Below are 26,164 nucleotides of genomic sequence, written 5' to 3'. Positions count from 1 at the left end.
TCCGAGACCGTGCCAAATCGTTTAATCAGGCCGATTTGTGAGCCACATCACGGCATAAAGACGTATTTATTGGCTTACTGGTCTAGACCAGTTACGCCGATCGGTGGGCCTCACGAGCCCCGGCAGCCACCGGAGCAAGCAAGGTGCAGGCCTTTTTGAGGTCCTCTTCGGCCTCAAAGAGCGAAAGCCGGCGGTTGCGGACGGACTGGACCAGACCAGTGACGGTCAGCAGGAGCACCCGGGCCGCTACGGCGTCGTCGGAGGCGGTGGCTACAGCCGATTCGCTCAGGGCATCGATTTCATGCAGGAGTGCCGTGGTGTCCATGCCCTTGAGGTACACGCAGCGGCTCAGGCACTGTTCGACTGCCGGCTGCATCACCCGCATGTGGAAGATCTCCATCACCACGCCGGTGAGGGCGCGGCCACCGAAGCTGGCCGCCGACGTGCGGGCCCTGCCCTGAAGCTCGTCCAGCTGCTGGCGGTAGAGGGACAGCATCAGGTGGTTGGCCGTGGGGAAATAGCGGTAGACGGTGCCCAACGGCACGCCGGACTTTTCCGAAATTTCCGCGAGGTCCACGGACTCCAGCCCTTTGCGGGCAAACCCTGCGGCAGACTCAAGGACGCGCGTGTAGCGGAGCCGCTGACGCGGCGTGGAGGGCCGGGCGGCCATGGACGGATGGGCTGAAAGGGTCTCGGGCATCAGGATTCCGGGGTTGTGTTCTTATGGTGCAGCGGCAGGGAGAGTCCCCATCCCGTGTGCCTGCAGTCCGCCTCAACTATACGCGGCACAGGCAAAAGCCGGAATCAGTCCACGCCCTTGATCTTGACCACGAACACAGCGCCCAGCAGGCCGATGACGGCGGCCGTGGTGAACAACGTGACGTACCCTCCCAGGAACTGCAGGGATAGGAAGGCGATCAGCGGGGCGAACACCTGCGGCAGCGAGTTGGCCACGTTGATGACCCCCATGTCCTTGCCCCGGTCGGCAGCCTTCGGGAGCACTTGCGTGAGCAGCGCGAAGTCCACCGCCAGGTAGGCGCCGAATCCGATGCCGAGCACCGCCGCCCCCGCCAAGGCCCCCGGCCACACCGGGAAGAACGCCATGATCAGTCCGGCGATGGCGATCGTGGCGGACGAGCCGATCACAAACGGCTTGCGTTTGCCCACCCGGTCACTCCACGGTCCGGCGAGCACCGCGGTGATCATGACCATCACCGCATAAATTCCCGTGAGGATCAGGACGCCCAGCGCCGGGTCCTCATGCTTGATGACGTCCCGCAGGAAAAAGAGCAGGTAAACGATGGTGAGCTGGTTGCCCACGTTGACCAGGAAGCGGGTGAGCCAGGCCCAGCCAAAGTCAGGGTGGCGGGCCGGGCTGATCCAGAAACCGCGCAGGAATCCGGTCCAGGTGAACGGCGGCCGGGCCTCCCGCGGGAGCGGGGGATCATTCCGGTGGAAGAGATACGGCAGCACGGAGAACAGCAGGGCGGCCGCACACATCGTGTACCCCACCATGAAGTTTCCCGAGACCACCGCGCCGAAAACTGCGCCGAGCAGGATTCCCAGGGTCTGGCCCATGGCTGCCAGCCCGCCTACTCCGCCGCGCTGCAGGACCGGCACGCGGTCCGGGACGGCCGCGGTGATGGCCGCGTAGGCAGCGTTGGCACCGAGCTGGACCAGGCACCAGAAGAGGACCATCAGGGCCACCGCCGTGGCTCCGGACATCGCCAGCAACGCAGCCGTAGCCAGGACGGCGCCGGCCAGGACCCACGGGGCACGCCGGCCGAAGCCTGAGACGGTCCGGTCGGACAGGGCCCCAAACAGCGGGTTGGCCACCAGCGAGACGGCGGCGCCACAGCCCGTCACCAGGGACAGGATGGCTTCCTTGTTGAGGGCGTCAATGCTGATGGCCTGCTGGCCGATGAACACATTGATGGGGCCGAAGAAGGCGGCGTTGATGCCGACGTTGACCAGCACCAGCCCGGTCACCCAGCGCGCGGTGACCTTCTGCGTCGGCTCGGCGAGCGCCGCCGTCGGGCTTTCCGATCCCGCCCCGGGAACCGACGCTGCGCTGGGATCCGGTGCTGCGGGTGTGTTGGACAGGCTCATGCTGCTTCCCCCTGGAACGGTTGGTGATTCTGAAAATCAGACTATCGTGGGCTGCATCGCCCCGCTTGCCTTACGGCGCTTGCCTGGTGTGGCGATGGACAGCGCGCAGCCCCCACGACACTGAACACCTGGAGATCCAATGACCGCATCTGCTGGCAACACCAACAGCCCCGTCAACACCGCCGATCTGTACGATGAGCGCGGCGAGGACCTGGCGTCCGTTTCACTCCAGTTCCAGTCCCTCGGCGGCCGTTCACACTTCAGCGGCCCGGTGCGGACCATCCGCTGCTTCCAGGACAACGCCCTGGTCAAGTCCACCCTGGCCACCCCCGGCAATGGCGCCGTGCTGGTGGTGGACGGCGGCGGTTCGCTGGGCACGGCCCTGATGGGGGACATGATCGCCGAGAGCGCCGTGGCGAACGGCTGGGCCGGCGTCGTAATTAACGGCGCCATCCGCGACCGCGAGGCGATCGCCCAACTGGATCTGGGCGTCAAGGCGCTGGGCAGCAACCCGCGCAAGAGCGCCAAGGCCGGCGCCGGTGAGGTTGACGTGGATGTAGTGCTCGACGGCGTGACCTTCCGTCCCGGCGTCACCGTCTGGTGCGATCCGGACGGCATCCTCGTGGAGCGCTGATTTGGGTCCTCCAGTTCGGGCGGGGGCCCGGGCGGGAGCGGCGGTTCCGGAAGAAATCTCCGGCAGCGGGAATGAAACGCGAACTAACATAGTTACTGAAAGCAACTATCGAGCGTCATCCCTTTTTCTTTCCTGGAGAAGCCATGTCCAAAACAACCGCTGTGCGTGCCGCCGGCGAAACCCTGACACAGCGTCAGATCGTCACCGTGATGGTGGGGCTCATGCTGGGGATGTTCCTGGCATCCCTGGACCAGACCATCGTGTCCACCTCCATCTACACCATCGCCAACGACCTGGACGGGCTGTCCCTCCAGGCGTGGGCCACCACCGCCTACCTCATCACGTCCACGGTCAGCACGCCGCTGTACGGCAAGCTGAGCGATATTTTCGGCCGCCGTCCGCTGTACCTGATAGCCATCGTCATCTTCCTGGTCGGCTCGCTCTACGCCGGCTCAGTGCACTCCATGACCGAGCTGGCCATCGCCCGCGGCGTCCAGGGCCTGGGCGCCGGCGGCCTGCTGGCCCTCGCGCTGACCATCATCGGTGACATCGTGTCCCTCAAGGACCGGGCCAAGTACCAGGGCTACTTTATGTCGGTGTTCGGCATCTCCTCCGTGCTCGGCCCCGTGGTGGGCGGCGCGTTCGCAGGGTCGGCCAACATCCTGGGCTTTGACGGCTGGCGCTGGGTGTTCTTCATCAACCTGCCCATCGGTCTGGCGGCCCTGGCCGTGGTGTTTATGTTCCTGCACCTGCCGGCCAAGCACGTGAAGCAGAAGATCGACTACTTCGGCGCAGCCGCCATCACTCTCGCCATCGTCCCGCTGCTCCTGGTGGCGGAACAGGGCCGCAGCTGGGGCTTTGCGTCGCTGAACTCCTTCCTTTGCTACGGCCTGGGCGCGGTTGGCATCCTCTGGTTCCTGCTGGCCGAAAAACGCGCCGGGGACTACGCCCTGATCCCGCTTCGGCTCTTCCGGAACGCCACTTTTGGCCTGTCCTCGCTGCTGAACTTCATCATCGGCATCGGCATGTTCGGCGCCATCGCCATGCTGCCCATGTACCTGCAGCTGGTCAAGGGGCTCACGCCCACCGAAGCCGGCCTGATGATGATCACCTTCACCCTCGGCATCCTGACCGGTTCCATCACCGCGGGCCGCACCATTTCGGCGTCGGGCACGTACCGGATCTTCCCCATTGTGGGTACTGGCATTCTCACCGTCGCCGCGCTGGTTATGGGACTGTCCCTGGGCGTGGAAACGGGCCTCTGGGTTCCCGGCGTGATCGCCGTGTTCTTCGGCATGGGCCTCGGTTTCTGCATGCAGCCGCTTACGCTGGCCATGCAGGTCTCCGTGCCCCCGAAGGACATGGGTGTAGGCACCTCCTCCGCGGCGTTCTTCCGGTCCATGGGCGGCGCGGTGGGCACGGCCGTGTTCATCTCCATGCTGTTCAGCCTGGCCGCGAGCCGGATCGCCGACACGATGAAGTCAGCCATGTCCAGTGCCGACTACCAGGCCGTGCTGCGCGACCCGGCCGTGGCCGCGGACCCCGCCAACGCCAAGCTGTACGAGTTCTTCCAGAACGGGGCATCGAACGAATCGCTCAATGACACCAGCTGGCTCCATACGGCCAACAGCGTGCTGACCCGCCCCATCACGGAGGGCTTCGCCTACGCGATCGACACCGTGATGCTCACCGCCGCCGTGCTCACCGGGATCGCGTTCCTGATCAGCTTCGCCCTGCCGAACAAGAAGCTGACGGATCCGAAGGTCGCCCCGCGGGGAGACACAGCTGCGGTGGCGGCCCACTAGCTCCCCCGGGTTCCGCGCGGTGAGCGGAGTCCTGTCACGGCAGGCAGTCTTTTGGGCTGCTGCCGATGTCGTTCCGCGGAATCCCGGGCTTTTCCGTGCCGACCGGCCCAAAAGCGTGCCCTGCGTGACGCGCGGGCGCACCGGACCCCTTACGGAGGTGGAAGACGACGACGGCGGCACACCCCGCCGTCGTCGGCTTTCTGTTTCGGAGGGTACAAGTCGCAAGTGGAACGGCGGGCGGTGACGTGCCACACTGTTTAGCGCGTGTGCGCCGGCCATAAGCCGGTCCCGCAGCCGACGACGTCCGCACCGCGTCCACCCCACCCCCAAATCTCAGGGAGCAGCATGCCCACCGCCAAGGAGCAGACCACCGCCAAGATCCCGCAGCGGGTGATCTGGCTGGCACTCGCAGGCGCGGTGGGTGGATTCCTGTTCGGCTTCGACTCCTCCGTGGTGAACGGTGCAGTGGACGCCATCAAGGACGAGTTCGCGCTCTCCGAGGCCGTCACCGGCTTTGCCGTGGCCATCGCCCTGCTGGGCTGCGCGGCAGGCGCCTTCCTCGCCGGCAAAGTCGCCGACCGGTACGGCCGCATCCCCGCTATGAAGCTCGGCGCGCTGCTGTTCCTGGTCAGCGCCATCGGAACCGGCTTCGCGTTCGGCGTCTGGGACCTGATCTTCTGGCGCCTGGTGGGCGGCCTGGGCATCGGCCTGGCCTCGGTGATCGCACCCGCGTATATTTCCGAGATTTCCCCGCGGCAGGTCCGTGGCCGGCTGGCGTCGCTGCAGCAGCTGGCCATCACCACCGGTATCTTCGCCGCACTCCTGTCCGACGCGCTCTTCGCCACCACCGCCGGCGGCGCGGACCAGGCCTTCTGGCTGGGCCTGGAAGCCTGGCGCTGGATGTTCCTCGCCGCGGCGGTTCCTGCCGTGGTCTACGGCTGGATCGCCTACACCCTCCCGGAATCCCCGCGGTTCCTGGTGTTCCAGGGCAAAGAAGACGAAGCCCGCAAGGTGTTCGACTCCATCGCCCCGTCCGAGGACACGGACCGGCACATCCGCGAGATCCAGGACGCCATCGAAGAGGACAAGCTGTCCGGCCAGAAAGGCTCGCTCCGCGGCAAGACCTTCGGCCTGCAGGCAGTGGTCTGGGTGGGCATCGTCCTTTCCGTCCTGCAGCAGTTCGTTGGCATCAACGTGATCTTCTACTACTCCACCACGCTGTGGAAGGCCGTCGGTTTCCAGGAGAAGGACTCGCTCACCATCTCGGTGGCAACCTCCATCACCAACATCCTGGTGACACTCGTGGCCATCGCCCTGGTGGACCGGATCGGCCGCCGCCCCATTCTCCTGGCCGGGTCCATCGGCATGGCGGTCTCACTGGGCACCATGGCCTTGGCGTTCTCGGCCGCGGTCGGTTCAGGCTCCGAGATCTCCCTGCCGGGTGCCTGGGGTCCGGTGGCCCTCATGGCAGCCAACATCTTTGTGGTCAGCTTCGGCGCCTCCTGGGGCCCGCTGGTCTGGGTCCTCCTTGGTGAGATCTTCCCGTCCCGGATCCGTGCCCGCGCCCTGGGCCTGGCCGCCGCCGCGCAATGGGTGGCCAACTTTGCCATCACGCTCAGCTTCCCGGTGATGGCCGCCGCTTCCCTGCCGCTGACCTACGCCATGTACGCGCTGTTCGCGGCGGCGTCGTTCTTCTTTGTGATGTTCAAGGTGCCGGAAACCAACGGCATGTCCCTGGAGCAGGCCGAAACGCTGTTTGTGCCCAAGGGTTCCAAGAAGGCCTAACGCCGGGTCAGAGAGTAAGCTTCATGCCCTCATGGCTGGCGTCAAAGCCGAGCCGCTGGTAGAACCGGTGGGCGGCCGTCCGCGACTTGTGCGTGGTCAGCTGCAGCAGCGTGCAGCCGCGGCGCCTGGATTCCTCGATCGCCCACCCCACCATCAGGTTTCCCAGGCCCTGGCCCCGAAGGCTGCCCGCCACGCGGACCGCCTCAAGCTGCGAGCGCCACGAGCCCTGCCGCGAGATGCCGGGCAGGAAGCTCAACTGGAAGGTGGCCACGACGCGGCCGTCAGCTGCCCCAGCCGGCACGTGCTCGCCCACCACCAGCAAATGGCACGCGTCGGCGTCGATCGCTTCGAAGGCCCGCTCGTAAGGCGCCATGTCGTGGCCCAGTTCTCGGCTGGCGCCGAGGGAATCGTCGGCCAGCAGTGCCACGATGGCGGGCAGGTCCGCGGACACGGCGTGCCGGAGGCGGAAGGTCCCGCCGTCGACGTCGGCGGTCAGCAAGGCGGTCAGGGCGCCGGGGTTCGTGGTCATCTCCCCAGCATTCCACAAGGCTTGCGAACCTCTCCCCCCGAGACCCTCTCTCACTTTCGGTGCCTTAAACGCCAACGCTCTCTCATCCAGGTGAGAGAGCGTTGGCCAAAAACCCGCAGGATCTGCGAGAGGGTTCCGGAAAAACCCGCAGGAAGTGAGAGAGGGTCAGGCCGGGGCCTTCACCCCTTCCGCCTGGCGTTCCTCCACGAGCGTGGACACCGCCGCGAACAGGGGGTGCTCCGGTGCCAGCCCCGTGATCCTGGCTGTGGCGTCGGCAGGCGATGAGGAAGCCAGGATTTGCGCGAGTTCGGTGGCCTCGGCGTCGGCGGGGTCGGTGAATCGCAGGGCCGCGGCGATGGCACCCAGAAGCGCCTCGGGCACGATCCCGCGTTCTGCGAGTTCAGCCGCGGGGCCGATGAACCGTTCGTGCCGGCTGAGCTTGCGCATGGGGGCACGCCCCACCCGGTTCACGGTGTCCGGCAGGTGCGGGTTGGAGAAACGGACCAGGATCTTCTGGACGTAGGCTTCCTGCTCGTCGTTGTTGAAGCCGTGCTTGGCCACAAGGAGTTGCTTGGTTTCCTCCAGGACGGCCCGCACATCTTCCGCAACGTCCTGGTCGGCCATGGCCTCGGAGATCTTTTCCAGCCCGGCCTCAAAGCCGAAGTACGCAGCGGAGGCGTGCCCCGTATTCACGGTGAAGAGCTTCCGCTCGATGTAGGGCGAGAGCTCGTCCACAAACGTTGCGCCCGGGATGACAGGCGCAGCATCGCCAAACGCTGTCCGGTCGATGACCCATTCGTAGAACGTCTCAACGGTCACGTCCAGGCCCTGCCCCGGCGCCTGGTTGGGCACGATCCGGTCCACCGCGGTGTTCGCGAATACCGCCGCGTCGTCCAGGGAGCCGGCGGCGTCGTCCCAGAGGGCGGCGACTTCGGCCCGCAGGATGTCCGTGGCGTTGATGGCGTTCTCACAGGCCATGACCTGCAGCGGCGCCAGCCCGGCAGCCCGCGCCGCGATGCCCTTCGTGATGGCGGGCGCCACAAACTTCAGGATGTGCGGCCCCACGGCGGTGGTGACAATGTCCGCCGTCGCGATTTCCCGCACCAGCGCCGCTTCCTGCGTGCCGGAGTTCAGCGCGCGGAAGTTGTCCACCGTCCGGACGGTGGGGTTCTCCCCCACCTCGTGGACGTTGTAGCTGACTGCTGCCGCGAGCTGGTCGATGAGTGCGTCCGCGACATCCGCGAACACCACCTCATAACCGGCCTGGTGCAGCAGCAGCCCCACAAAGCCGCGGCCGATATTCCCGGCTCCGAAATGTACGGCCTTCACTATGCGTTCACCTTTCCGAACAGCTCCAGGACTTCCTCAACGGACGTGGCCGCTTCCAGCTGGGCCACCTGGGCCTTGTTGGTGAAGACCTTCGCGATGGAGGACAGGATGTGGAGGTGTTCGTTGTTGATGCCGGCCACGCCCACCACGAACTTGACCTGCTTGCCGTTCCAGTCGATGCCGTCCGGGTAGCGGATCACGGACACCGCGGACTTCAGGATGTGGTCCTTGGCGGCGTTGGTGCCGTGCGGGATGGCCAGGAAGCTGCCCATGTAGGTGGACACGGATTCCTCGCGCTCGTGCATGGCCGCAAGGTAGCCCTCGTCCACGGCGCCCCGGGCCAGGAGCAGCTGGCCTGCTTCGTCGATGGCCGCGTCACGGGTGGTGGCTGTGCCGTTAAGGATGACGCTGTCGGCCACGAGGATGTCGGAAGGCACGACGGCGGCCGGTGCTGCACCGCTGTCGGGTGCCGCGTCCACCGGGGCACCGGCGACGTGGGCGCCGTGGCCGGCGGCAGCACCGGCGTCGGGCGTTGCGCCTTCGGTGTTGTGCTCCTTGACCAGCTCCACAATCTCGTCGTACCGCGGGCTGTTCATGAAGTTATCCACCGAGAAGTGCGCGGCGCTGGACGTGACGGGCTTGGCGCGTTCGGTCAGGTCCTGGTGCGTGATCACCACGTCGTAGGTGTCACTGAGGTTGGCGATCGCCGCATTGGTGACCTTGACGTCCGGGAACCCGGCAGCCTTGATCTTGTTCCGCAGCACCGAGGCGCCCATGGCACTGGAGCCCATACCGGCGTCGCACGCGAACACGATGTTCTTGATGGGGCCGGCCAGGACAGCCGTGCCCACCCCAGCACCGGCGCCGGTCAGCACCGAGGAGACGGAGCTCTTTTTGCCCTTCATCGCTTCCATCCTGGACGTGGCGTCGCTGAGGACCACCTCGTCGCTGTGCTTGGTGGTCTTCAGGATCACCGAGGCCACCAGGAAGGAGACCGTCATGGCGAGCACCACCGCGAGGATCACCCCGACGTAGCTGTCACGGGAGGTCTGGGCGAGCACGGCGATGATCGAACCAGGCGCCGCCGGCGCAACGAGGCCGGAGCCGGTGATGGCCAGGGTGGCGATACCGGTCATGCCGCCGGCGATCGCGGCCAGGATCAGCAGCGGGCGCATCAGGACGTACGGGAAGTAGATTTCGTGGATGCCGCCGAAGAAGTGGATGATCGCTGCGCCGGAGGCCGAACCCTTGGCCAAGCCCTTCCCGAAGAACATGTACGCCAGCAGGATGCCCATGCCGGGGCCGGGGTTGGCCTCGAGCAGGAACAGGATGGACTTGCCCTGCTCCAGCGACTGCTGGATGCCCAGCGGGGTCAGCACGCCATGGTTGATGGCGTTGTTCAGGAACAGCACCTTGGCGGGCTCGATGAAAATGCTGGTGAGCGGCAGCAGGCCGTTGTTGACCAGGAACTGCACGACGTTGCCGGCGGCCGTGCTGAAGGCCTGGACCAGCGGCGAGATGCCGTAGAAGCCCAGCATCGCCAGCAGCGCGCCCCAGATACCGGCAGAGAAGTTGTTGACCAGCATCTCGAAGCCGGGGCGGATCTTGCCCTCCCACAGGAGGTCGATCTTCTTCATGGTCCAGCCGCCGAGCGGGCCCATGATCATGGCGCCGATGAACATCGGGATGCCGGCGCCAACAATGACGCCCATGGTGCCGATGGCTCCCACCACGCCGCCTCGGACGTCGTAGACCATCCGGCCGCCGGTGTAGGCGATCAGCAGCGGCAGCAGGTAGGTGATCATGGGGCCAACGAGGCCCACATTGGGCACTCCCTCGGCGCTGGTGCCGAAGCCGCCGAGGGCAGGGACCGGGATCCAGCCCTTCTCAATGAAGAGGGCCGTGATGAGGCCCCACGCAATGAACGCGCCGATGTTGGGCATGATCATGCCGGACAGGAACGTCCCGAACTTCTGGACGTGAACCCGCAGGCTGGTGCGGGGTTTCGCAACTGTCTCTGTTGCCATGTGCTTTCCTAACCGTCATTCCTGCTGCAGCGCAGGATGGGTCCGATACTTACGACGACGTGCTGGTGGAGATTCGGTGAAGCCATTCGAGGAACAGTTTGAGTTCCGAGCTTGAAAGCTGGTCTGAGTGCGAAGCCTGAAGTGCGGCATTCAGGGCAATCGCTGCCACCACTACCGAGGACTTGCCGGAGTCTTCCGGCGCGGCCCCTTCGGCCTGTGCCGCAGACACCGCAAAAATCATGGCGTCCCGGGTCATGGTGGACAGTTCAAGGTTCCGTTCGGCGGCGGGTTCCGCAATCAGCATCAGGGTCACACCCACGTTGGCTGCCAGGATGGACCTGGCTGCTTCGCGCGGCTGGACGTTCAGCTGGCCCGCCGCCGCTGCCTTGTTCAGCATCTCCTCCATGAGCGCCTCGGCATCGGCAACGATGGCGGGGCGGCTTTCCGGGCGGATATTGCCGAACATCACCAGGTACAGTTCCGGCTGCTTGAGCCCGAACTGGACGTGGTTATCCCACATCCGCCGGATGTCTTCCAGCGGATTTCCGGACGGGGCGAAGTCCCTCTCGCCCGCAACATACTCTTCAAAACCTGCGGCGACGACGGCGTCGAAGAGACCTTCCTTGTCACCGAAGTGGTGGTACAGCGTGGGCGCCGTGACCCCTGCCAGCTGCGTGATCTGACGGGTGGAGACGGATGCTCCAGCGGACTTTGCCAGCAATTCGGCCGCTGCACGCAACAGACGCATTTTGGGGGGAAGCTGGCCATCCAAACTCATAGCCGCTACCCTATCACCTATAGCATTGCTATATGAACTGAATCACATACAATTTTTTCAGGCACGTTTCCGCCCTCGCACATAGTGGTCGCGGCGGCCCCGGCATGGCGCCGGGATAAACCTAGGCGGGCCTGGCTACCGGCAGAGAATGAGGACCTTCAGTGCAGACCTTCCCAGGAGTTGGCGTCAGCCCCGGCCGCATCATCGGAACCGTCCGGCAGATGCCCAAACCGATCAGCGAACCCCCTGCAGGCGAGCAGCTGGCCGGCGGTACGTCCGCCGAAGAAGCCACGGCGGGGCTCAAGGCAGCAGCGACCGCCGTCCATGACGAGCTGAAAGCCCGCGCGGAAACGGCCAGCGGCGACGGCAAGGCGGTGCTGGAGGCCACGGCGCTGATGGCCAAGGACACCATGCTCCTGAAGAACGCCGCCAAGCTGATCGCCCGCGGCACCTCGGCGCAGCGAGCCATCTGGGAAGCCGGCGCCTCGGTCTCCGAAATGCTGCACAACCTGGGCGGCTACATGGCCGAACGCGCCACTGACGTCCTTGACGTCCGCGCCCGGATCGTGGCCGAACTCCGGGGCGTACCCGCCCCGGGCATCCCCTCCGCCAGCACGCCGTTCATCCTCGTGGCAGAGGACCTGGCACCGGCCGACACGGCCACGCTGGACCCTGAAAAGGTGCTGGCCCTGGTCACAGCTGGCGGCGGACCGCAGTCCCACACCGCTATCATTGCCCGCTCCCTTGGCCTCCCCGCCGTCGTCGCGGCCGCAGGCGTGGACGAACTGGCCGACGGCACCGAAGTGTTCGTCGACGGCGCCGCAGGCTCCATCACCGTGGACCCGGATGACGCCCAGCGCGCCGCCGCCGAGGCCTGGGCAACCAACGCATCCCTCCTGGCCGTGTTTGAAGGGAACGGCGCGACGGCGGATGGCCACCTGGTGCCGCTCCTCGCCAACGTGGGCGGCGGCAAGGATGCCGTGGCCGCCGCCGGCCTCAACGCGCAGGGCGTCGGGCTGTTCCGCACGGAATTCTGCTTCCTGGAGCGCGACACCGAACCCTCCGTGGAAGAGCAGGCAGCCGCGTACAAGAGCGTGTTTGACGCCTTTCCGGGCAAAAAAGTGGTCCTGCGCACGCTCGATGCCGGTGCCGACAAGCCGCTGCCGTTCCTCACCGACGCCACCGAGCCCAACCCGGCCCTCGGCGTCCGCGGCTACCGTACCGACTTCACCACACCGGGCGTGCTGGAGCGCCAGCTGCAGGCGATCGCCCTCGCGGAGAAGGACTCGGAGGCTGACGTCTGGGTCATGGCCCCGATGATTTCCACCGCGGAGGAAGCCGCCCATTTTGCCTCGATGTGCACCGCCGCCGGGATCACCAACCCGGGCGTCATGGTGGAGGTGCCGTCCGCAGCACTGACCGCCGAATCCATCCTGCGCGAGGTGGGTTTCGCGAGCCTGGGCACCAACGACCTCACGCAGTACGCCATGGCGGCCGACCGCCAGCTGGGCCCGCTGGCCAACCTCAACACCCCGTGGCAGCCTGCCGTGCTGCGCCTCGTGGGATTGACCGTGGAAGGCTCCCGCGCGGAAGGCCACAACAAGCCCGTGGGCGTCTGCGGTGAGGCGGCCGCTGACCCGGCCCTCGCCGTCGTACTTACTGGGCTGGGCGTCACCACGCTGTCCATGACCGCGCGGTCCTTGGCCGCCGTGGCCGCGGTGCTGAAGACCGTTACGCTGGCCGAGGCGCAGCAGCTGGCCAAGCTGGCGCTGTCCGCGCCCAGCGCCACCGAAGCCAAGGCCTGGGTACGGGAAAAACTGCCAGTCCTCGAAGAACTCGGCCTCTGACCGGCCGGTTCGTACCAACCGCCCGCCGCTAGCTACAAAGAAGCACCCACCAGGAGGAACAATGCCCGAACGCATCGCCACCATCGCCAGCCGCTCCGGCCTGCACGCGCGCCCCGCCGCGCTGTTTGCGGAAGCCGCCGGAGACGTGGGAGTTGAGGTCACCATTGCCATGCAGGGCGACCCGGAGGACGACGCGCTGGACGCTTCGAGCATCCTGTCGCTGATGACCCTGGGCGCCGCCAAAGGCGATGTTGTGGTGCTCCGGGCTGAAGGTGACGGCGCCGACGCGGCACTGGATTCGCTGGTCAAGCTCCTGGAAACGGACCTCGACGCCGAATAGGGGCCCAGCTGGTGATCGCGGCGGCCGCTGGTCCCGGGGCGGTGTGCTGGAAAACGTGGCCATGGCCGGAGATTTCCGTCATGCTGCCCTGGGGGGCCTGGGAAGCCAGCCGACGGCACCAGTCGGGCCCGGCCACCGGGTCCCTGCTGCCCCGCAACACCAGCAGCGGCTGGCTGATTCCGCGGATCCTGGCCTCAAGGGGATACTGCATCATCACCGGCAGCTCGGTGAGGTACCAGCGTGGGCCGGCCCGGAAATAGTCCGCGAAGACGATGGCATTCGCCGACGGGCTCTCGCTGAACATGGCGTCGCGGGTCAACGCCAGCGCCTGCCGCGCAACCGACCTGCGGCGGGGGTCCACCACGGGACCCATCAGCACCACGGCGTCCACGAGCTCCGGCTCCTGCAGGGCGAGTTCAACGGCATGCTGGGTTCCCATGGAATGCCCGATCACCACGCAGGACGTCACGCCGGCGGCGGCAAGCGCTGCCCGCACGAAAGCCACATACTCACCCACCGGCACCTGGCGCCGGGGCTTGGGCGCGTCGCCAAACCCTGGGAGGTCAAAGGAGTAGACGTCGGCTGCGAGGGCCAGCTCCCGGTGCAGCCGAGCGAAGTAGCGGTGGGAAACGCCGATGCCGTGGAGCAGGACATACGTCGGTCGCTGCACATCGCCTGCTGGCGCCACGGAGCGGTACAGCCTGCCCGCTAGCCCGCCGGATTCAATGTCCTCGCCATCACTGAGCTTCATCCCGCGAGCTTACCGCCGCCGCCCGGAGGTACAGGGTTAGGCTTCTGGCATGGCACTGATAGCTCCACGCGTCACGGCTGGCCTGCCCGCCGACGACGCCCTGAACCTCGCACGTTCTCTCCGGGACAGCAACGACATCACGGTGTTCGTGGACGGCACGGTCCACCGGCTGACGCCCCAGGCGAGGGACGCCGTCGTGGACCTGCTCGCTCGGCTGGGCCGCGGCGAAGCGGTGACCGTCAGCAGCGTGGAGGAAGTGCTCACCACCTCCCAGGCGGCCGAACTCGCCGGGATTTCCCACACGTACCTGCGCAACATGACCGATCGCGGCGAGATCCCCGTGGAATACCGCGGCACGCACCGCCGGATCAGGCTGGCCGCCATCATGGTCTGGCTGGACCGGCAGAAGAAGCTTGACGGGCCAGAGCAGGCAGAGCAGCCAGAGCAGGCCTAGCCCCGTCGTAAGCTGGCGCAGGGTGGGCGGGTCCCGGGTGTTGAGTCCCGGGTGTTGGATCCCGGCACGCGAGCTAGATCCGCGGGCGGGCCGCCCAGCGCCGCATTTTCAGTGCCGCATGAAGTTCGAGCCGGGGCATCCCCTTCAGCGGGTCCACGCCCAGGAGCTGCCGGATGCGGCCCAGCCGGTTGTAGATGCTGCTGCGGTGCAGGTGGAGTTTGGTGGCCACGTCCTGGACCGATCCGTCGTTATCGTAGATGAGCTCCAGTACGGGGAGCAGCTCATCGTTGCGGTCGTGGTCCTCCAGCATCCGCACATATACGGACCCGGAGTCAGCCCAGGCGCCGGCTCCCCCGCCCGCCGACGCCAGCAGCTGGTAAACACCGGTGGCGCGGCAGTCCACCAGTTCGCCCAGCTGGGGGTCCACAGCCGCCGCCTGAGCCGCCTGCTTGGACTGCCGGTATGCCTCGGCAAGCTCGCGCGGCTTGGCAAAACCCTCACTGATGCCCAGGATGATGCGGTGCACGGGCCGGCCCGAACGTTTGGCCAGCTCCAGCTGGTAGTGGACCAGCACCTGGGCATGGTTTGCCCGGCCCACCGACTCACGGAACAGCACCACCGAATGGGTTTCCGTGCCGGCGCTGAACAGCGCCACGTCCACCCCCACCGTGGCCTGCAGGGCGGCTGAGCGGTGGATCAGCGTGGAAGCAATGGGATCCGGGCCGCCGGCCCAGCCATCGGCGTCGAGCACGGTGACCATCTGCCACGGCCCCTTGCCCTGGATTTCCTTCCGGCCCGCCACGGCGGCCACCGCGTTGGCCTCGCCGGAACAGGCGGCCAGGAACTCGCGTTCGCGGCCCCGCCGGAATTCGGACTCGGCGGTGTTGGAGTCCAGCAGCAGGCCGGAAAGCAGCTCGATCTCCGGGGTCACGTCCGGCAACTGGGAGAGGATCGCCGTCGGACTTTCCTCTGCCGAGTCCTGCTGCACCCAGAGGTAGCCGACGCGGAAACCGCGCACCATCAACGGAACACACACCCGGCCCAGCATCCCCAGGTCCTGGTTGGCGGGAATCGCTACCGGGCGGACCGCCGTGGCGATGCCATGGGAAAGCTGCCAGGCGCTGACATCGGCCGGGACCCGCTTGCTCAACAAAAAGTTCACCCGGACCCGGTCCGCGTGGGACTGGTTGGAGCTGTAAGCCAGCAGCAGGCCGTCCAGGTCCTCCAGCGACAGTCCCCGGCCAAGCTTCTGCGCCACCTGCTCCACGAGTTGTTCCACGTCCTGCTGCATGGGGTAACCCTACTGCTCCGGCGGGCATCCGGGCGAACGAACAGCAGGCGACACCTGACGCCCTCACGCTGAACATTTGTCGACCCACGAGAGCAAAAATTCCCGGAATGACGCTGAGTATGCGTGCCCCGGACCCCGCTTTCCTGTCAGCTGGGTCACAGCCGGATTTATTCTGGAATCACAACCTTCCCCGCAATTTCGGGCCTACGCGGCCTGAGAGTATGGAGCCACAAATGATCATCGGTGTCCCCAAAGAGATCAAGAACAACGAATTCCGCGTCGCCATCACCGCTGCTGGCGTTCACGAGTTCCGCACCCACGGCCACACGGTCCTGGTGGAACGCGGCGCAGGCTTGGGTTCAGGGATCACGGACGAGGAATACGCGATCGCCGGCGCCGAAATCGTTGCCGAGGCCGATGACGTCTGGGCCCGCGCCGACATGGTCATGAAGGTCAAGGAACCCATCAAGGCCGAGTACCACCGCTTCCGCAAGGGCCTGATCCTCTTCACCTACCTCCACCTCGCCGCCGAACCGGAACTCACGCAGGAACTCATCAACTCCGGCGTGACCGCCATCGCCTACGAGACCGTGCAGGAAGGCCGCACGCTGCCGCTGCTGGCCCCCATGTCCGAGGTTGCCGGCCGCCTGTCCGTGCAGGTCGGCGCCACCTCCCTGATGGCACCCGCCGGCGGCAAAGGCGTCCTCCTGGGCGGCGTACCGGGTGTCCGCCCGGCGAAGGTGGTTGTCCTGGGCGCCGGCGTCGCCGGCACCAACGCCGCTGCCATGGCCCTGGGCCTGGGCGCCGACGTCACCATCCTGGACATCAACATCAACCGCCTCCGCGAGCTCGACGCCCAGTACCAGGGCCGACTCAAGACAGTTGCCTCCAACTCCTACGAGATCGAGAAGTCCGTCGTCGACGCCGACCTCGTCATCGGCTCCGTCCTGATCCCCGGCGCCAAGGCCCCCAAGCTGGTCAGCAACGAACTCGTGTCCCGCATGAAGCCCGGCTCCGTGCTCGTGGACATCGCGGTGGACCAGGGTGGCTGCTTCGAGGACACGCACCCCACCACACACCAGGAACCGACGTACAAGGTCCACAACACGATCTTCTACTGCGTTGCCAACATGCCGGGCGCCGTCCCGAACACCTCCACCTACGCGCTGACCAACGTCACCCTGCGCTACGCCGTGGCCCTGGCCAACCTGGGCGTCAAGGCCGCCTTCGACCGCGACCCGGCCCTCGCCGCCGGCCTCAACATCGCCGCCGGCCACGTGGCACACCACTCCGTCTCCGAGGCGCACAACCTGCCCCTCGTGGCGGACTGGCACGAGCTGGTTTCCGCGTAACTCTCCCCATGGTGCGAGAACGACCGCGGGAATCGCTGCGCACTTATCGTCGGAATGGCAGCCATCCAGTAAGCGTGCGTCAAAGCGACGAAGGAGCAGCACGCGTTGGATGACTGCCATTCCGGCGGACTTCGACAGGGTCAGCCGCCGACCGCGCGGAGAGCGTTCACCTGGCCGTGGCCGTTGAAGCCGTTGTAGCCGGCACCCCCCTGGCACACCTGGGGTGCGCCGTTGTCCGTTGCAGGGAACGGGGCGTACACACTCATGTCAGCGGGGCAGTCCATCTTGTCGGCGGTGGTGTTGATCCGCGATGCCACGGTGCCCGGTTTGCTGACTCCGGTGCTGACCACCAGCGCCGCGACACCGGCAACGTGAGGTCCGGCCATCGATGTGCCTTGCAGGTAGCAGTAGCGGGCGGCTCCGTCCGTCACAGTCAACACTTTGGGGCAGGATGCGGCGGCAGCGGACGGCCACGCGGACAGCACGCGGCCGTTAGTGGCGGCCGCCGTCTGCTGCAGGATCGAGTCTCCACCAGGCGCGATCACGCTGACGGCGCCCACACCGTAGCTGGAGTAGAACGACTTGATCAGCTTGTTGCCGTTGGCGCTCACGCCGATCACGCCCGGAACTTCCACCGGAACCACGGCGCAGGCGTTGGTGATGTCGCGCGTGACCGCGGTGGTGTTATCCGGGCTGGTGACATCCTGGGTGGGATGAGCCAGGTCGTCTGACTGATTGCCTGCCGAGGCCACAACTGTGGTGCCGTTTTGCTGGGCAAACTTGATGGCCCGGCGCTCAGCTTCCCAGATGGCCCGCTGGGTGGGGTCATTCTTGCAGTTGAAGAGCCAGGGATCGGCAAAGTAGCTGTTGTTGGTGACCTGGATACCGTTCGATCCTGCCCACATGAAGGCGCAGACCACGGCTTCAGGGTAGAAGAATCCGTCGTCGTCGCCGGCCTTGATCCCGGCAATCTTCACGTTCGGCGCAACGCCCACCATGCCGATGCCGTTGTTCGCGACTGCGATGGTTCCCGCCGTGTGGGTGCCGTGGCCGTTGTTGTCCATCCACGCCGCCGGGTCCGTGTTGGGGACGCCGCCAACGCAGGAAACGCTCCTGGAGAAATCAACGTTCGGGGCAAGGTCGGGGTGCGTGTGGTCCAGTCCGGTGTCGATGTCGCCCACCACCACCGAGGCGCTGCCGCCATTGATCGCCCGGGCGGCCGGGGCCTGGATCTGGTCCATATCCCACTGGAGTGCGGCCAGGTTGTCATCGCCGGGTGCCGGGGCGCCGGGTGCTATGGCCGCCACAGCCGCACCGGAGTTGTCGTCTTCGACAGCCACGGCGAAGCCTGCTGTGGAAGCGGCCCCCTGAATGGAAGAATCTGCTGCGCGCAGGGCCGCATCAAAGCCGCCGCGGTCCGACTTTACAATGGCCACACCGATCTGCGGATAAGCCTGCACCACCGTGCCGCCGGCGCCCTGCACTGCCGCAAGCGAAGCGCGGGAAACGCCGTTGGCTTTGTACAGGACGATGTAGGTTTGGCTTCCGGCTTGGGCATTTGCCTGCATTACGGTTTGGACAGACTGCCCATTGGCCGACAACGCCGCAGGAGCCGCGGCGGTCGAAAGGCCAATGGCGAGGGCTAGTGCCCCGATTGGCGCCACAAGCTTGGTGAACCTTTGCATGGTGTTGCTCCAATTCTGCCGGCGGGCACCACACGATCGCAGGTGCCGCTGGCAAGAGTCAATCGATCACGACCCTGACGGCTGTTTGCCTCGGATCCTTCCGGGCTACACCTGCCCAACAATTCGGTATCACCCGCAACAGAGACCTTAGTGACTCACCTCACGCAATTTCAACAGCCGGCGGTTCCGTAAGCCCGGGCTGATTCGATAATCTTCAGCACCTCGACGGCGTCTGCCGGGTCTACCGGGAGGGGCAGGTTGGAGGAGGTGCCGCCGTCGTCGATCTTGGCTGCCAGGAGCCGGTAGAACTCGGGGTAGGCACCTCGTTCCGTGGGCAGCGGATCGAGGTGGCCGTCGCGGCCCAGGGCTCCTGCCCATTCCGGTGCCTCAACGCCGTATTCAGTGTCCAGCGGGCTGCCGCCGGCAACGATGTACGGTTCCTGCGGGTCGATCCCGTGCTTGGTGAACGCGCCAGTGGATCCGAGAATGCGGAAGCGCGGGCCCTGCTGGGCGCAAAGCATGTTCATGCTCAGGTGGCTGGTCACCCCCGACTCGTGGTTGAGCACCAGGAAAACGTCATCGTCCACCTTCTCGTGCGGACGCCGCGCCTGCAGTTCCGCGTGGGCCACGGCGGCTGGACCGAACAGCAAAAGCGCCTGGTCGATAAGGTGGGCGCCCAGGTCGAACAGCACGCCGCCGCCGTCCGCCGCCGTGGCGCTGGCTTTCCACGCCTTGGAGATGTCCGGGGACCAGCGCTCGAAGCTGGACTCAAAGCGGGTCACGGCACCCAAGGCTTCGCCGGCCAGCAATTTCCGGACCGTGAGGAAATCGCCGTCCCAGCGCCGGTTCTGGAAGACCGTGAGCACCCGGCCCAGCCGCTGCGCGAGGGCGATCAGCTCCTGCCCCTCGGCACTGCTGACGGCGAACGGCTTGTCGACGACGACGTCGAGCCCGGCCTCCAGGGCGGCCTTCGCCAGCGGGAAGTGAGTGGCCGGCGGGGTCCCCAGCACCACAAGGTCAAGGTCACCGGCGAGCGCAAGGACCGCATCGCCGTCGGGCACTGTTTTGGCGCCGGGACACCGCTGCGTCGCGGCAGCCTGCCGGCCGGCGTCGGACGTGGCGACGACGTCCAGCGAGTAGCGGGGATCCGCCGCGATGAGCGGCGCGTGGAAAACGCTCCCTGAGAGTCCATAGCCGACGACGGCGGTGCGGATAGTGCGTTCAGCTTCAGTCCCGGTCATAAGGGCTAGGCTACCCCGCCAGCACTTGTGAGAGAGCGATCCGGAAAAACCTGCGAAAGGTGAGAGAGCGTCCGGGGGGCGGGAACGACGAAGGCCGGCACTTCCCGGTTCGCGGGCTGTGCCGGCCTTCGCCGTATAGCGCTGATTCAGTCAGAAAATGTTACTTCTTGATCCAGCCCAGGGTGGACCAGTCCGGAACCTGGGAGAGGCTCTGGAACAGGGACGGGCCGTAGTTGGCCAGGCCGGTGCGGACGAAGGAGATCTGCGGGCCGTTCATCACAACACCCATGGAGAAGTACTTGGCCATGTGCTCCTTTTCAACTTCCATGGCTGCCTTGTTGCGCTCGGCGTTGTCCTCGATGGACGCGAGATCGGCGATCTTCTTGTCCAGCTCGGCGTCGCCCAGGCCGTTTTCGTTGACCTTGGAGTCGTAGTACTGCTTGACGGCGTCGGTGGCATCCGGGCCAACGGTGTAGCCGGAGACGCTCATGTCGAAGTCGCGGCCGCCGATGACCTTGCCGAAGTCGGCGGAGGCACGCTGGTCAATACCAACATCCATGCCGCCGGCCTGGAGCTGCTTCTGCAGGGTCTGGGTGAAGGCGAGGGTGGTGGGGTCGTCACCGAAGTTGCTGATCTTGAAGGCGGCGGGCTTGCCGTCCTTCTCCATGATTCCGGCGGCGTTGGGCGCGTAGCCGGCGTCGGTCAGGACCTTCTTGGCAACGTCCGCGCCGGTTTCCTTCACAGGGTAGTTGTCCTGGTAGTAGTCCGAGAACGGCAGAACCATCATGGAACCGGAGCTGGGCTCTTCCCAGTTCAGGCCATTGAAGCGGACCTTGCGGAGGGCTTCGCGGTCAACAGCGGCGAAGATGGCCTCGCGGACGGCGACGTCGGTGATCTTCTGGGCGTTGATGTTCATGCCACCGGCGAAGAGGCGCTGGCCACGGCGGACCTCGGAGTCCTTGGTGCCCTCAAGCTGCTTGTACAGGGCGATGGTGTTGGCGGACATGGCATCGATCTCGCCATTCTTGAAAGCCGCGATCTGTGCGCTGGTTTCCAGCTGGCGGAAGACCACGCTTTCCAGAACCGGCTTAGTGCCCCACCACTTGTCGTTGGGAACCATGGTGACGGTCTTGGCTGCGGCGTCGTACTGGTCCACCTTGAAGGGGCCAGCCATCCATTCCGGATGCATTTCGCCCACGAAGCCTTCGTTGAAGATCGCAGGCGTGTTCACGGCCGGGTGGATCAGGCCGAAGAAGAGCGAATCTACGGGGTAAACCGGCTGGGTGGTCTTGACGATGATTTCTTTGTCGCTGCTGCCAGCCTCGACGGACTCAACGAATTCATAGGCCCCCGAGCTCACAATGTCGTAGCCGGCATCTGGGCTCTTCAGGATGTTCCAGGTGTTCTGGAAGGCCTTGATGTCGATCGGCGTGCCGTCGTTGTACGTGGCCTTGTCGTTGACCTTGATGGTGACGGTCTGCTTGCCGTCCACAACCTTGCTCTCCACCGACTCGCAGAAGTCCTTGTTCGGCGTTGCCTTGCCGACGAAGTCGACCTTCCAGCAACCGCCGATGCCGCCACTGTTCACGGCCACCGGGTTGATCGGGGCCATCATCGCGGAGTTGTCGGAGCTGTTGCCGTTGTTGGAGAACCCGTTGAAATCCGGCCCGATGCTGCCCAGCGGCAGGGTGACCTTGCCGCCGGGCTCAAGATCAGCGGCCGGCTTCTCGTTGATGCTGATGAGCTTGGCCAGGTCACTGCCCGTTCCCTGCCCCTTGGCGGTTTCCGGTCCGGTGGGTGTTCCGCCACCGCCGCAGGCCGTCAGCGTCAGGGCTGCGGCAATGGCCGCTGCGCCGCCGATCTTGGTCAGATTCCTCATGGTTTTCCCTTCATAGGTGCGGGTGGTGCTTGTGATGGGTCGAAAAAATCAGGGTGCATGGGGTTCCGCCGTTTCGTGGACCACCAGCATGTGCTCGTCCAGTTCACCATCCGGGAAGAAGCAGGCGAACTGCTGATCCGGTGTGGGCACCGGGCCGGCCTCCAGAATCTCCACGGCAGCGGAAGGCTGCACGGCCTCGAGCGGGGGCTCCAGGGTCAGGCAATGCTCCTGTTTCGCAGCGGGAAGCGCCGCGAAGACGGGGCAGCGGGTGGCGAAGTTGCAGCCTTTCGGGGCGTCCAACGGAGACGGCAGGTCCCCTTGTAGGATGATCCGCTCCCGAGTGCGTTCGAACTGCGGGTCCGGGACAGGGATCGCGGACAGCAGGGCGCGCGTGTACGGGTGGCGGGGGTTGTCGAAAACCCGGTCCACCTCCCCGATCTCCACGATCTTCCCCAGGTACATCACGGCCACCCGGTTGGAGATGTGGCGGACCACGGACAGATCGTGGGCCACCATGAGGTAGCTGAGCCCCAGCTCCGCGCGGAGCTTGTCCAGGAGGTTGATGACGCCGGCCTGGACCGAGACATCCAGCGCGGACACGGGCTCGTCCAGGACCACCAGCTTGGGATTCACGGCCAGTGCCCGGGCGATGCCCACGCGCTGCCGCTGGCCGCCGGAGAACTGGTTGGGGAACCGGTTGACGTGGTCCGGCTGCAGGCCCACCAGATTCATCAGTTCCATGATGCGTTTCTTGATGGCCCGCTTATCCATGCCGGCGTTCTGGAGCGGCTCGGCCAGGACCTCGTAGACGGTGAAGCGGGGGTCCAGGGCGCCGGTGGGATCCTGGAAAACCATCTGCATTTCCCGGCGCATGGCGCTTTTGGTCTTGGCGTCGGCGGCCTGCTTGTTGCTGATGCCGCCGATGATCACCTCGCCGTCCTGGTCCTTGTGGAACTCCATGATTTCCAGCAGGGTGGTGGTTTTGCCCGAACCGGACTCGCCCACGATGGAGAAGCACTCGCCTTCGCGGATGTCGAAGCTCAGGCCGTCCACGGCCTTCACGGTGCCGATGCGCCGCTTGAGCAGAGCACCCTTGGTCAGCGGAAAGTGTTTGCGGACATCCTTGAGTTCCAGCACGGTTGAGCGGTCCCCGCGGGGGATGAGGTCAAAGCGCGAGACCGGGACCGGCGGGGCGGAAAAGATCTCGTGGACATCCACGTCCCCGCCGAGGGAAGCGGATTTGATGCAGGCCGCCTGGTGGTAACCAGTTCCCGGAACCGGGCTCAAAGCGGGCTCGCCGTCCAGGCAGGCGTCGGTCACCAGCGGGCACCGCGGTGCGAAGGAGCAGCCGGTGGGGGTGTGCAGGAGGTTCGGCGGGATGCCGTCGATGGGGACCAGCGAGGATTTCTCCGCGACGTCCACGCGTGGCACCGCCCCGAGCAGGCCCATCGTGTAGGGCATCCGGGGATCGTAGTAGATGTCATCCACGCTGCCGGTTTCCACCGGCTTACCGGCGTACATCACCATGATGTCGTCGGCGATGCCCGCCACCACGCCCAGATCGTGCGTGATCATCACGACGGCGGCGCCCGTTTCCTCCTGCGCCGTATGCAGCACCTCAAGCACCTGGGCCTGGATGGTGACGTCCAGGGCCGTCGTCGGCTCATCCGCGATCAGCACGCGCGGGTTGTTGGCGATGGCGATGGCGATCATCACGCGCTGGCGCATGCCGCCGGAGAACTCGTGCGGAAAAGCCCTGAGCCTGTTCCTGGGGCTGGGAATGCCCACCATTGCCAGGAGTTCGACGGCGCGGGTTTCCTTCGCCGCCTTGCTCATGCCGGGGTTGTGGATGGTGAGGGCCTCGGTGATCTGGGTCCCCACGGTGTACACCGGCGTGAGGGAGGACAGCGGGTCCTGGAACACCATGGCTATGTCGTTGCCGCGGTACGCGCACATGGCCTTGTCGCTGAGGCCCAGCAGTTCCCTGCCCTTGAGCCTGACCGAGCCGGAGATCTCGGCCGTGGCGGGCAGCAGGCCCATGATGGCCAGCGATGTTACCGATTTGCCGGACCCGGACTCCCCCACGATTCCCAGCGTTTTGCCGGGCATGAGGTCGAAGTTGACGCCCCGGACGGCATGCACAGCCCCGTTTTCGGAGTTGAAGCTGACGTTCAGGTCCCGGACGGACAGGACAGCGTCCGACGGCGAGTGGAGACCGGCGATGTGGAGCCGCTCGGCCGCTGTGGGGGCCGGGTCCGCCGGCTCAAGGAAGGTGCTCATTTGCTCATCTTCTCTGTGCTGTTCTTTTTGGCCCGGCCAACCGAACTGGAGCTCGGGTCGAAGGCGTCACGCAGGCCATCGTTCATCATGGCCAGGGATCCCGTGAGCAGGAACATCACGGTGAGCGGGACCCAGAACATCCACGGGAAGGTCTGGACCTGGGACGTGGCGCCGCCAATCAGCACGCCGAGGCTCACATCCGGCACCTTGATGCCGATGCCGATGAAGGAGAACGCCACTTCGGCGAGAATGGCCCCGGTGACGCCGCGGGTGATGTCCAGGACCAGCAGCGACCCGATGTTGGGGACCAGGTGCCGCCACACGATGCGCCGGGGCGGCACGCCCATGTACTGGGCCGCCTTGACGAAGTCCCGCTGCATCAGCGACATGGACATCGAGCGGATAAGCCGCGCGGTCCCCATCCAGCTGAATACCAGGAGCACGATGATCAGCAGGAGCCAGCTGGGGAGGTTCTTCTTCAGGCCGTCCCCTCCGCCGCTGGTGGCCACTGCCACCACCAGCAGGGCGGGCATCATGATGAGGGCCTCCAGAACGAAGAGCATCACCTTGTCCACTTTGCCGCCGAAATAGGCCATGGTGCAGCCATAGACCGCGGCAACCAGGACGGATACGAGGCCCACAATCAGGCCGATCATGATGGAGATCCTGGTGCCTTCGACAGTCATGGCGTAGAGGTCGATGCCGGCCTGCGACGTGCCCAGGAAGTGGTCGCCGGAAGGCGGCATGCCGATATTGAAGGGGTCGATGGTCTCCTTGTCCCAAGGACTGAAGAACCCGCCGAGAAAGGAGAAGATGGTCAGGCCCAGGAAAACCGCCAGCCCGGCGACGGCAGTTTTGTTCCGCATAAAGCGGCGGAAAATGATGGTGGATTTGGCGATCACCACATCGGCATTTTCGAGATGCGCATCCTGCGCCACTGCTGCCGGATCAACGGCATTGAGGTTGGTCATGGCTACTGCACCCTCACTCTCGGGTCAACAAGCGTGGTGGCGAAGTCGGCGAGGATGGCGCCCAGGGCGAAGATGACCGAGCCGTAGGCGAGGGTGGCCGTGGCCGCATTCACATCCTGCAGCGAGATGGCGTCAATGCTCCAGGACCCCACTCCTGGCCAGGCGAAGATCTTCTCGGCGAAGAAGCCACCGGCGAAGATGGCCGGGATAGTGAAGGCGATGCTTTGGGCCACCGGGATGAAGGAAACCCGGAGGGCGTGCCGGGTGATGGCCTGGTTCCGCGTCAGCCCCTTGGCGCGTGCCGTCCGGACGAAGTCCGCATTGACGTTGTCCAGCAGGTACTGGCGCTGCGCGATCTGGTACGAACCCCAGCCGACCAGCGTGATGGCGATCGTCGGAACCGCATAGTGGGCCACCATGTCCACAAACTGCGCCCACCCAGGCTGCATGCCCGGCGTGGAGATGCCCGTCACGAAGAAGATGCGCTCCCCGACGGTTTCGTTGATGTTGATGGCACCGAGCTGCACCAGGAAGTAGGCAATGGGCGCAGGCACGATGTACGCGAGGTAGCTGTAGGAGGTGATCACCCGGTCCTGGAACTTGTACTGCCGGGCCGCCGAGTAGACCCCGAGGGCGACGCCGATGACCAGCGTCAGGACGATGGATGCGAGGAAGAGCCGGGTGGAGATCCAGACGCGGTCCCCGAATTCAGCGTTGATAAAGGCGCCGTTGGGGCTGCGGCCCCAGTCCCAGCGGGTCATGATCCCGGTGAGCCACTCAACGTAGCGCTCCCACGGGCTGAGGTCCGGGTCCAGGCCTTTCAGGCGCATGGAGTTGGCGACCTGCTCGGGTGTGGGCCGGGGAATCCGCTCCTGCTCGAGGAGGGCTGGCTTGAGGGAGCTGACCGCCAGGAAATAGCCGGCTGACGTGGTCAGGAAAATCATAAAGACGTAGGTGATGCCGCGCTTGGCGAGGTACCTGATCATGTGGCAGCTACTTCAGGATCTTTGCCACCAGGACCGCGGACGAACACTCCAAGGGATGCCCCTGGGCCGGCAACGGAGTTCCTGCCTTCAC

At 65.8% G+C, this 26,164-nt stretch carries 21 protein-coding genes; 7 read left to right on the top strand and 14 right to left on the bottom strand.

The window, feature by feature from the left end; translation table 11 throughout:
• Window positions 1-91 precede the first annotated feature (91 nt).
• The gene (locus NG697_RS14420; protein WP_252614534.1) at window positions 92-700 is read right to left on the bottom strand and encodes a TetR/AcrR family transcriptional regulator; all 609 of its coding nucleotides are present in this window, start codon (window positions 698-700) and stop codon (window positions 92-94) included.
• A 104-nt stretch (window positions 701-804) separates the two neighbouring features.
• Entirely contained in the window at window positions 805-2,109 is a 1,305-nt protein-coding gene (locus NG697_RS14415) for an MFS transporter (protein ID WP_252599618.1), read from the bottom strand.
• A gap of 139 nt (window positions 2,110-2,248) precedes the next feature.
• Between NG697_RS14415 and rraA the strand changes: the two genes are divergently transcribed.
• The 3 genes from rraA to NG697_RS14400 all read left to right on the top strand — a co-directional run bounded on the left by rraA (window position 2,249) and on the right by NG697_RS14400 (window position 6,333).
• Window positions 2,249-2,743: a ribonuclease E activity regulator RraA gene (gene rraA / locus NG697_RS14410; protein WP_252599619.1), complete on the top strand. Its 495-nt coding sequence runs from the start codon at window positions 2,249-2,251 to the stop codon at window positions 2,741-2,743.
• 143 nt (window positions 2,744-2,886) lie between these two features.
• A complete protein-coding gene (locus NG697_RS14405; RefSeq protein ID WP_252611100.1) occupies window positions 2,887-4,548 on the top strand; it encodes an MDR family MFS transporter in 1,662 nt (553 codons plus the stop codon).
• A gap of 345 nt (window positions 4,549-4,893) precedes the next feature.
• Window positions 4,894-6,333 (top strand): sugar porter family MFS transporter, encoded by a 1,440-nt coding sequence (locus NG697_RS14400; protein WP_252614533.1) that lies wholly within the window; start codon window positions 4,894-4,896, stop codon window positions 6,331-6,333.
• A gap of 7 nt (window positions 6,334-6,340) precedes the next feature.
• Here NG697_RS14400 and NG697_RS14395 read toward each other — a convergent pair whose 3' ends face one another.
• The 4 genes from NG697_RS14395 to NG697_RS14380 form a co-directional block, all read right to left on the bottom strand.
• Window positions 6,341-6,862 carry a GNAT family N-acetyltransferase gene (locus NG697_RS14395; RefSeq protein ID WP_252599622.1) on the bottom strand — a complete coding sequence of 174 codons (522 nt, stop codon included), beginning with the start codon at window positions 6,860-6,862 and terminating at the stop codon, window positions 6,341-6,343.
• Between the two features lie 165 nt (window positions 6,863-7,027).
• On the bottom strand, window positions 7,028-8,191 hold the full coding sequence (locus NG697_RS14390; RefSeq protein WP_252614532.1) for a mannitol-1-phosphate 5-dehydrogenase: 1,164 nt from the start codon (window positions 8,189-8,191) through the stop codon (window positions 7,028-7,030).
• Window positions 8,191-10,218, bottom strand: a complete 2,028-nt coding sequence (locus tag NG697_RS14385; protein WP_252614531.1) for a PTS mannitol transporter subunit IICBA — start codon at window positions 10,216-10,218, stop codon at window positions 8,191-8,193. The genes NG697_RS14390 and NG697_RS14385 overlap by 1 nt, the downstream gene beginning before the upstream one ends.
• A 49-nt stretch (window positions 10,219-10,267) precedes the next feature.
• Window positions 10,268-10,996, bottom strand: coding sequence for a TetR/AcrR family transcriptional regulator (locus tag NG697_RS14380; protein ID WP_252599625.1), 729 nt, complete (start codon window positions 10,994-10,996; stop codon window positions 10,268-10,270).
• Between the two features lie 161 nt (window positions 10,997-11,157).
• Here NG697_RS14380 and ptsP point away from each other — a divergent pair, with 161 nt between their 5' ends.
• Together ptsP and NG697_RS14370 are read left to right on the top strand one after the other, a co-directional pair.
• Window positions 11,158-12,843: a phosphoenolpyruvate--protein phosphotransferase gene (ptsP, locus tag NG697_RS14375; protein WP_252599626.1), complete on the top strand. Its 1,686-nt coding sequence runs from the start codon at window positions 11,158-11,160 to the stop codon at window positions 12,841-12,843.
• Window positions 12,844-12,904: 61 nt separating this feature from the next.
• A complete protein-coding gene (locus NG697_RS14370; RefSeq protein ID WP_056341927.1) occupies window positions 12,905-13,183 on the top strand; it encodes an HPr family phosphocarrier protein in 279 nt (92 codons plus the stop codon).
• Here NG697_RS14370 and NG697_RS14365 read toward each other — a convergent pair.
• Complete coding sequence (locus NG697_RS14365; RefSeq protein ID WP_252599627.1) at window positions 13,149-13,934, bottom strand: alpha/beta fold hydrolase; 786 nt, start codon at window positions 13,932-13,934, stop codon at window positions 13,149-13,151. The two genes, NG697_RS14370 and NG697_RS14365, sit on opposite strands and share 35 nt — an antisense overlap.
• Window positions 13,935-13,983: 49 nt before the next feature.
• Between NG697_RS14365 and NG697_RS14360 the strand changes: the two genes are divergently transcribed.
• A complete protein-coding gene (locus NG697_RS14360; protein WP_252614530.1) occupies window positions 13,984-14,388 on the top strand; it encodes a helix-turn-helix domain-containing protein in 405 nt (134 codons plus the stop codon).
• Window positions 14,389-14,461: 73 nt separating this feature from the next.
• Here the strand turns inward: NG697_RS14360 and NG697_RS14355 are convergent, their stop codons facing one another.
• Window positions 14,462-15,679, bottom strand: a complete 1,218-nt coding sequence (locus tag NG697_RS14355; RefSeq protein WP_252599629.1) for a PucR family transcriptional regulator — start codon at window positions 15,677-15,679, stop codon at window positions 14,462-14,464.
• A 233-nt stretch (window positions 15,680-15,912) separates the two neighbouring features.
• Between NG697_RS14355 and ald the strand changes: the two genes are divergently transcribed.
• Window positions 15,913-17,031 (top strand): alanine dehydrogenase, encoded by a 1,119-nt coding sequence (gene ald, locus NG697_RS14350; RefSeq protein WP_252599630.1) that lies wholly within the window; start codon window positions 15,913-15,915, stop codon window positions 17,029-17,031.
• A gap of 140 nt (window positions 17,032-17,171) precedes the next feature.
• Here the strand turns inward: ald and NG697_RS14345 are convergent, their stop codons facing one another.
• From NG697_RS14345 to NG697_RS14320, 6 genes are all read right to left on the bottom strand, one after another.
• Complete coding sequence (locus NG697_RS14345; protein ID WP_252614529.1) at window positions 17,172-18,716, bottom strand: S8 family peptidase; 1,545 nt, start codon at window positions 18,714-18,716, stop codon at window positions 17,172-17,174.
• 170 nt (window positions 18,717-18,886) lie between these two features.
• A complete protein-coding gene (locus NG697_RS14340) occupies window positions 18,887-19,957 on the bottom strand; it encodes a Gfo/Idh/MocA family protein (protein ID WP_252611087.1) in 1,071 nt (356 codons plus the stop codon).
• 160 nt (window positions 19,958-20,117) lie between these two features.
• A complete protein-coding gene (locus NG697_RS14335; RefSeq protein WP_252599633.1) occupies window positions 20,118-21,836 on the bottom strand; it encodes an ABC transporter family substrate-binding protein in 1,719 nt (572 codons plus the stop codon).
• A gap of 48 nt (window positions 21,837-21,884) precedes the next feature.
• Window positions 21,885-24,116 (bottom strand): ABC transporter ATP-binding protein, encoded by a 2,232-nt coding sequence (locus NG697_RS14330; protein ID WP_252611085.1) that lies wholly within the window; start codon window positions 24,114-24,116, stop codon window positions 21,885-21,887.
• The gene (locus NG697_RS14325; RefSeq protein WP_252614528.1) at window positions 24,113-25,087 is read right to left on the bottom strand and encodes an ABC transporter permease; all 975 of its coding nucleotides are present in this window, start codon (window positions 25,085-25,087) and stop codon (window positions 24,113-24,115) included. Before NG697_RS14325 ends, NG697_RS14330 begins: the two co-directional genes overlap by 4 nt.
• Window positions 25,088-25,089: 2 nt before the next feature.
• Entirely contained in the window at window positions 25,090-26,073 is a 984-nt protein-coding gene (locus tag NG697_RS14320) for an ABC transporter permease (RefSeq protein WP_252599636.1), read from the bottom strand.
• Between the last annotated feature and the right edge of the window lie 91 nt (window positions 26,074-26,164).

The sequence above is a fragment of the Pseudarthrobacter raffinosi genome (assembly GCF_023913835.1).
Taxonomy (GTDB): Bacteria; Actinomycetota; Actinomycetes; order Actinomycetales; family Micrococcaceae; genus Arthrobacter; species Arthrobacter raffinosi.
This window is presented reverse-complemented; position numbering and strand designations above follow the sequence as displayed.

What these genes read in the sequence shown, in the direction of transcription:
- NG697_RS14420 (WP_252614534.1), bottom strand. Translation starts at nt 700, where the DNA reads ATGCCCGAGACCCTTTCAGCCCATCCGTCCATGGCCGCCCGGCCCTCC.
- NG697_RS14415 (WP_252599618.1), bottom strand. Translation starts at nt 2,109, where the DNA reads ATGAGCCTGTCCAACACACCCGCAGCACCGGATCCCAGCGCAGCGTCG.
- rraA (WP_252599619.1), top strand. Translation starts at nt 2,249, where the DNA reads ATGACCGCATCTGCTGGCAACACCAACAGCCCCGTCAACACCGCCGAT.
- NG697_RS14405 (WP_252611100.1), top strand. Translation starts at nt 2,887, where the DNA reads ATGTCCAAAACAACCGCTGTGCGTGCCGCCGGCGAAACCCTGACACAG.
- NG697_RS14400 (WP_252614533.1), top strand. Translation starts at nt 4,894, where the DNA reads ATGCCCACCGCCAAGGAGCAGACCACCGCCAAGATCCCGCAGCGGGTG.
- NG697_RS14395 (WP_252599622.1), bottom strand. Translation starts at nt 6,862, where the DNA reads ATGACCACGAACCCCGGCGCCCTGACCGCCTTGCTGACCGCCGACGTC.
- NG697_RS14385 (WP_252614531.1), bottom strand. Translation starts at nt 10,218, where the DNA reads ATGGCAACAGAGACAGTTGCGAAACCCCGCACCAGCCTGCGGGTTCAC.
- NG697_RS14380 (WP_252599625.1), bottom strand. Translation starts at nt 10,996, where the DNA reads ATGAGTTTGGATGGCCAGCTTCCCCCCAAAATGCGTCTGTTGCGTGCA.
- NG697_RS14370 (WP_056341927.1), top strand. Translation starts at nt 12,905, where the DNA reads ATGCCCGAACGCATCGCCACCATCGCCAGCCGCTCCGGCCTGCACGCG.
- NG697_RS14365 (WP_252599627.1), bottom strand. Translation starts at nt 13,934, where the DNA reads ATGAAGCTCAGTGATGGCGAGGACATTGAATCCGGCGGGCTAGCGGGC.
- NG697_RS14360 (WP_252614530.1), top strand. Translation starts at nt 13,984, where the DNA reads ATGGCACTGATAGCTCCACGCGTCACGGCTGGCCTGCCCGCCGACGAC.
- NG697_RS14355 (WP_252599629.1), bottom strand. Translation starts at nt 15,679, where the DNA reads ATGCAGCAGGACGTGGAACAACTCGTGGAGCAGGTGGCGCAGAAGCTT.
- ald (WP_252599630.1), top strand. Translation starts at nt 15,913, where the DNA reads ATGATCATCGGTGTCCCCAAAGAGATCAAGAACAACGAATTCCGCGTC.
- NG697_RS14345 (WP_252614529.1), bottom strand. Translation starts at nt 18,716, where the DNA reads ATGCAAAGGTTCACCAAGCTTGTGGCGCCAATCGGGGCACTAGCCCTC.
- NG697_RS14340 (WP_252611087.1), bottom strand. Translation starts at nt 19,957, where the DNA reads ATGACCGGGACTGAAGCTGAACGCACTATCCGCACCGCCGTCGTCGGC.
- NG697_RS14335 (WP_252599633.1), bottom strand. Translation starts at nt 21,836, where the DNA reads ATGAGGAATCTGACCAAGATCGGCGGCGCAGCGGCCATTGCCGCAGCC.
- NG697_RS14330 (WP_252611085.1), bottom strand. Translation starts at nt 24,116, where the DNA reads ATGAGCACCTTCCTTGAGCCGGCGGACCCGGCCCCCACAGCGGCCGAG.
- NG697_RS14325 (WP_252614528.1), bottom strand. Translation starts at nt 25,087, where the DNA reads ATGACCAACCTCAATGCCGTTGATCCGGCAGCAGTGGCGCAGGATGCG.
- NG697_RS14320 (WP_252599636.1), bottom strand. Translation starts at nt 26,073, where the DNA reads ATGATCAGGTACCTCGCCAAGCGCGGCATCACCTACGTCTTTATGATT.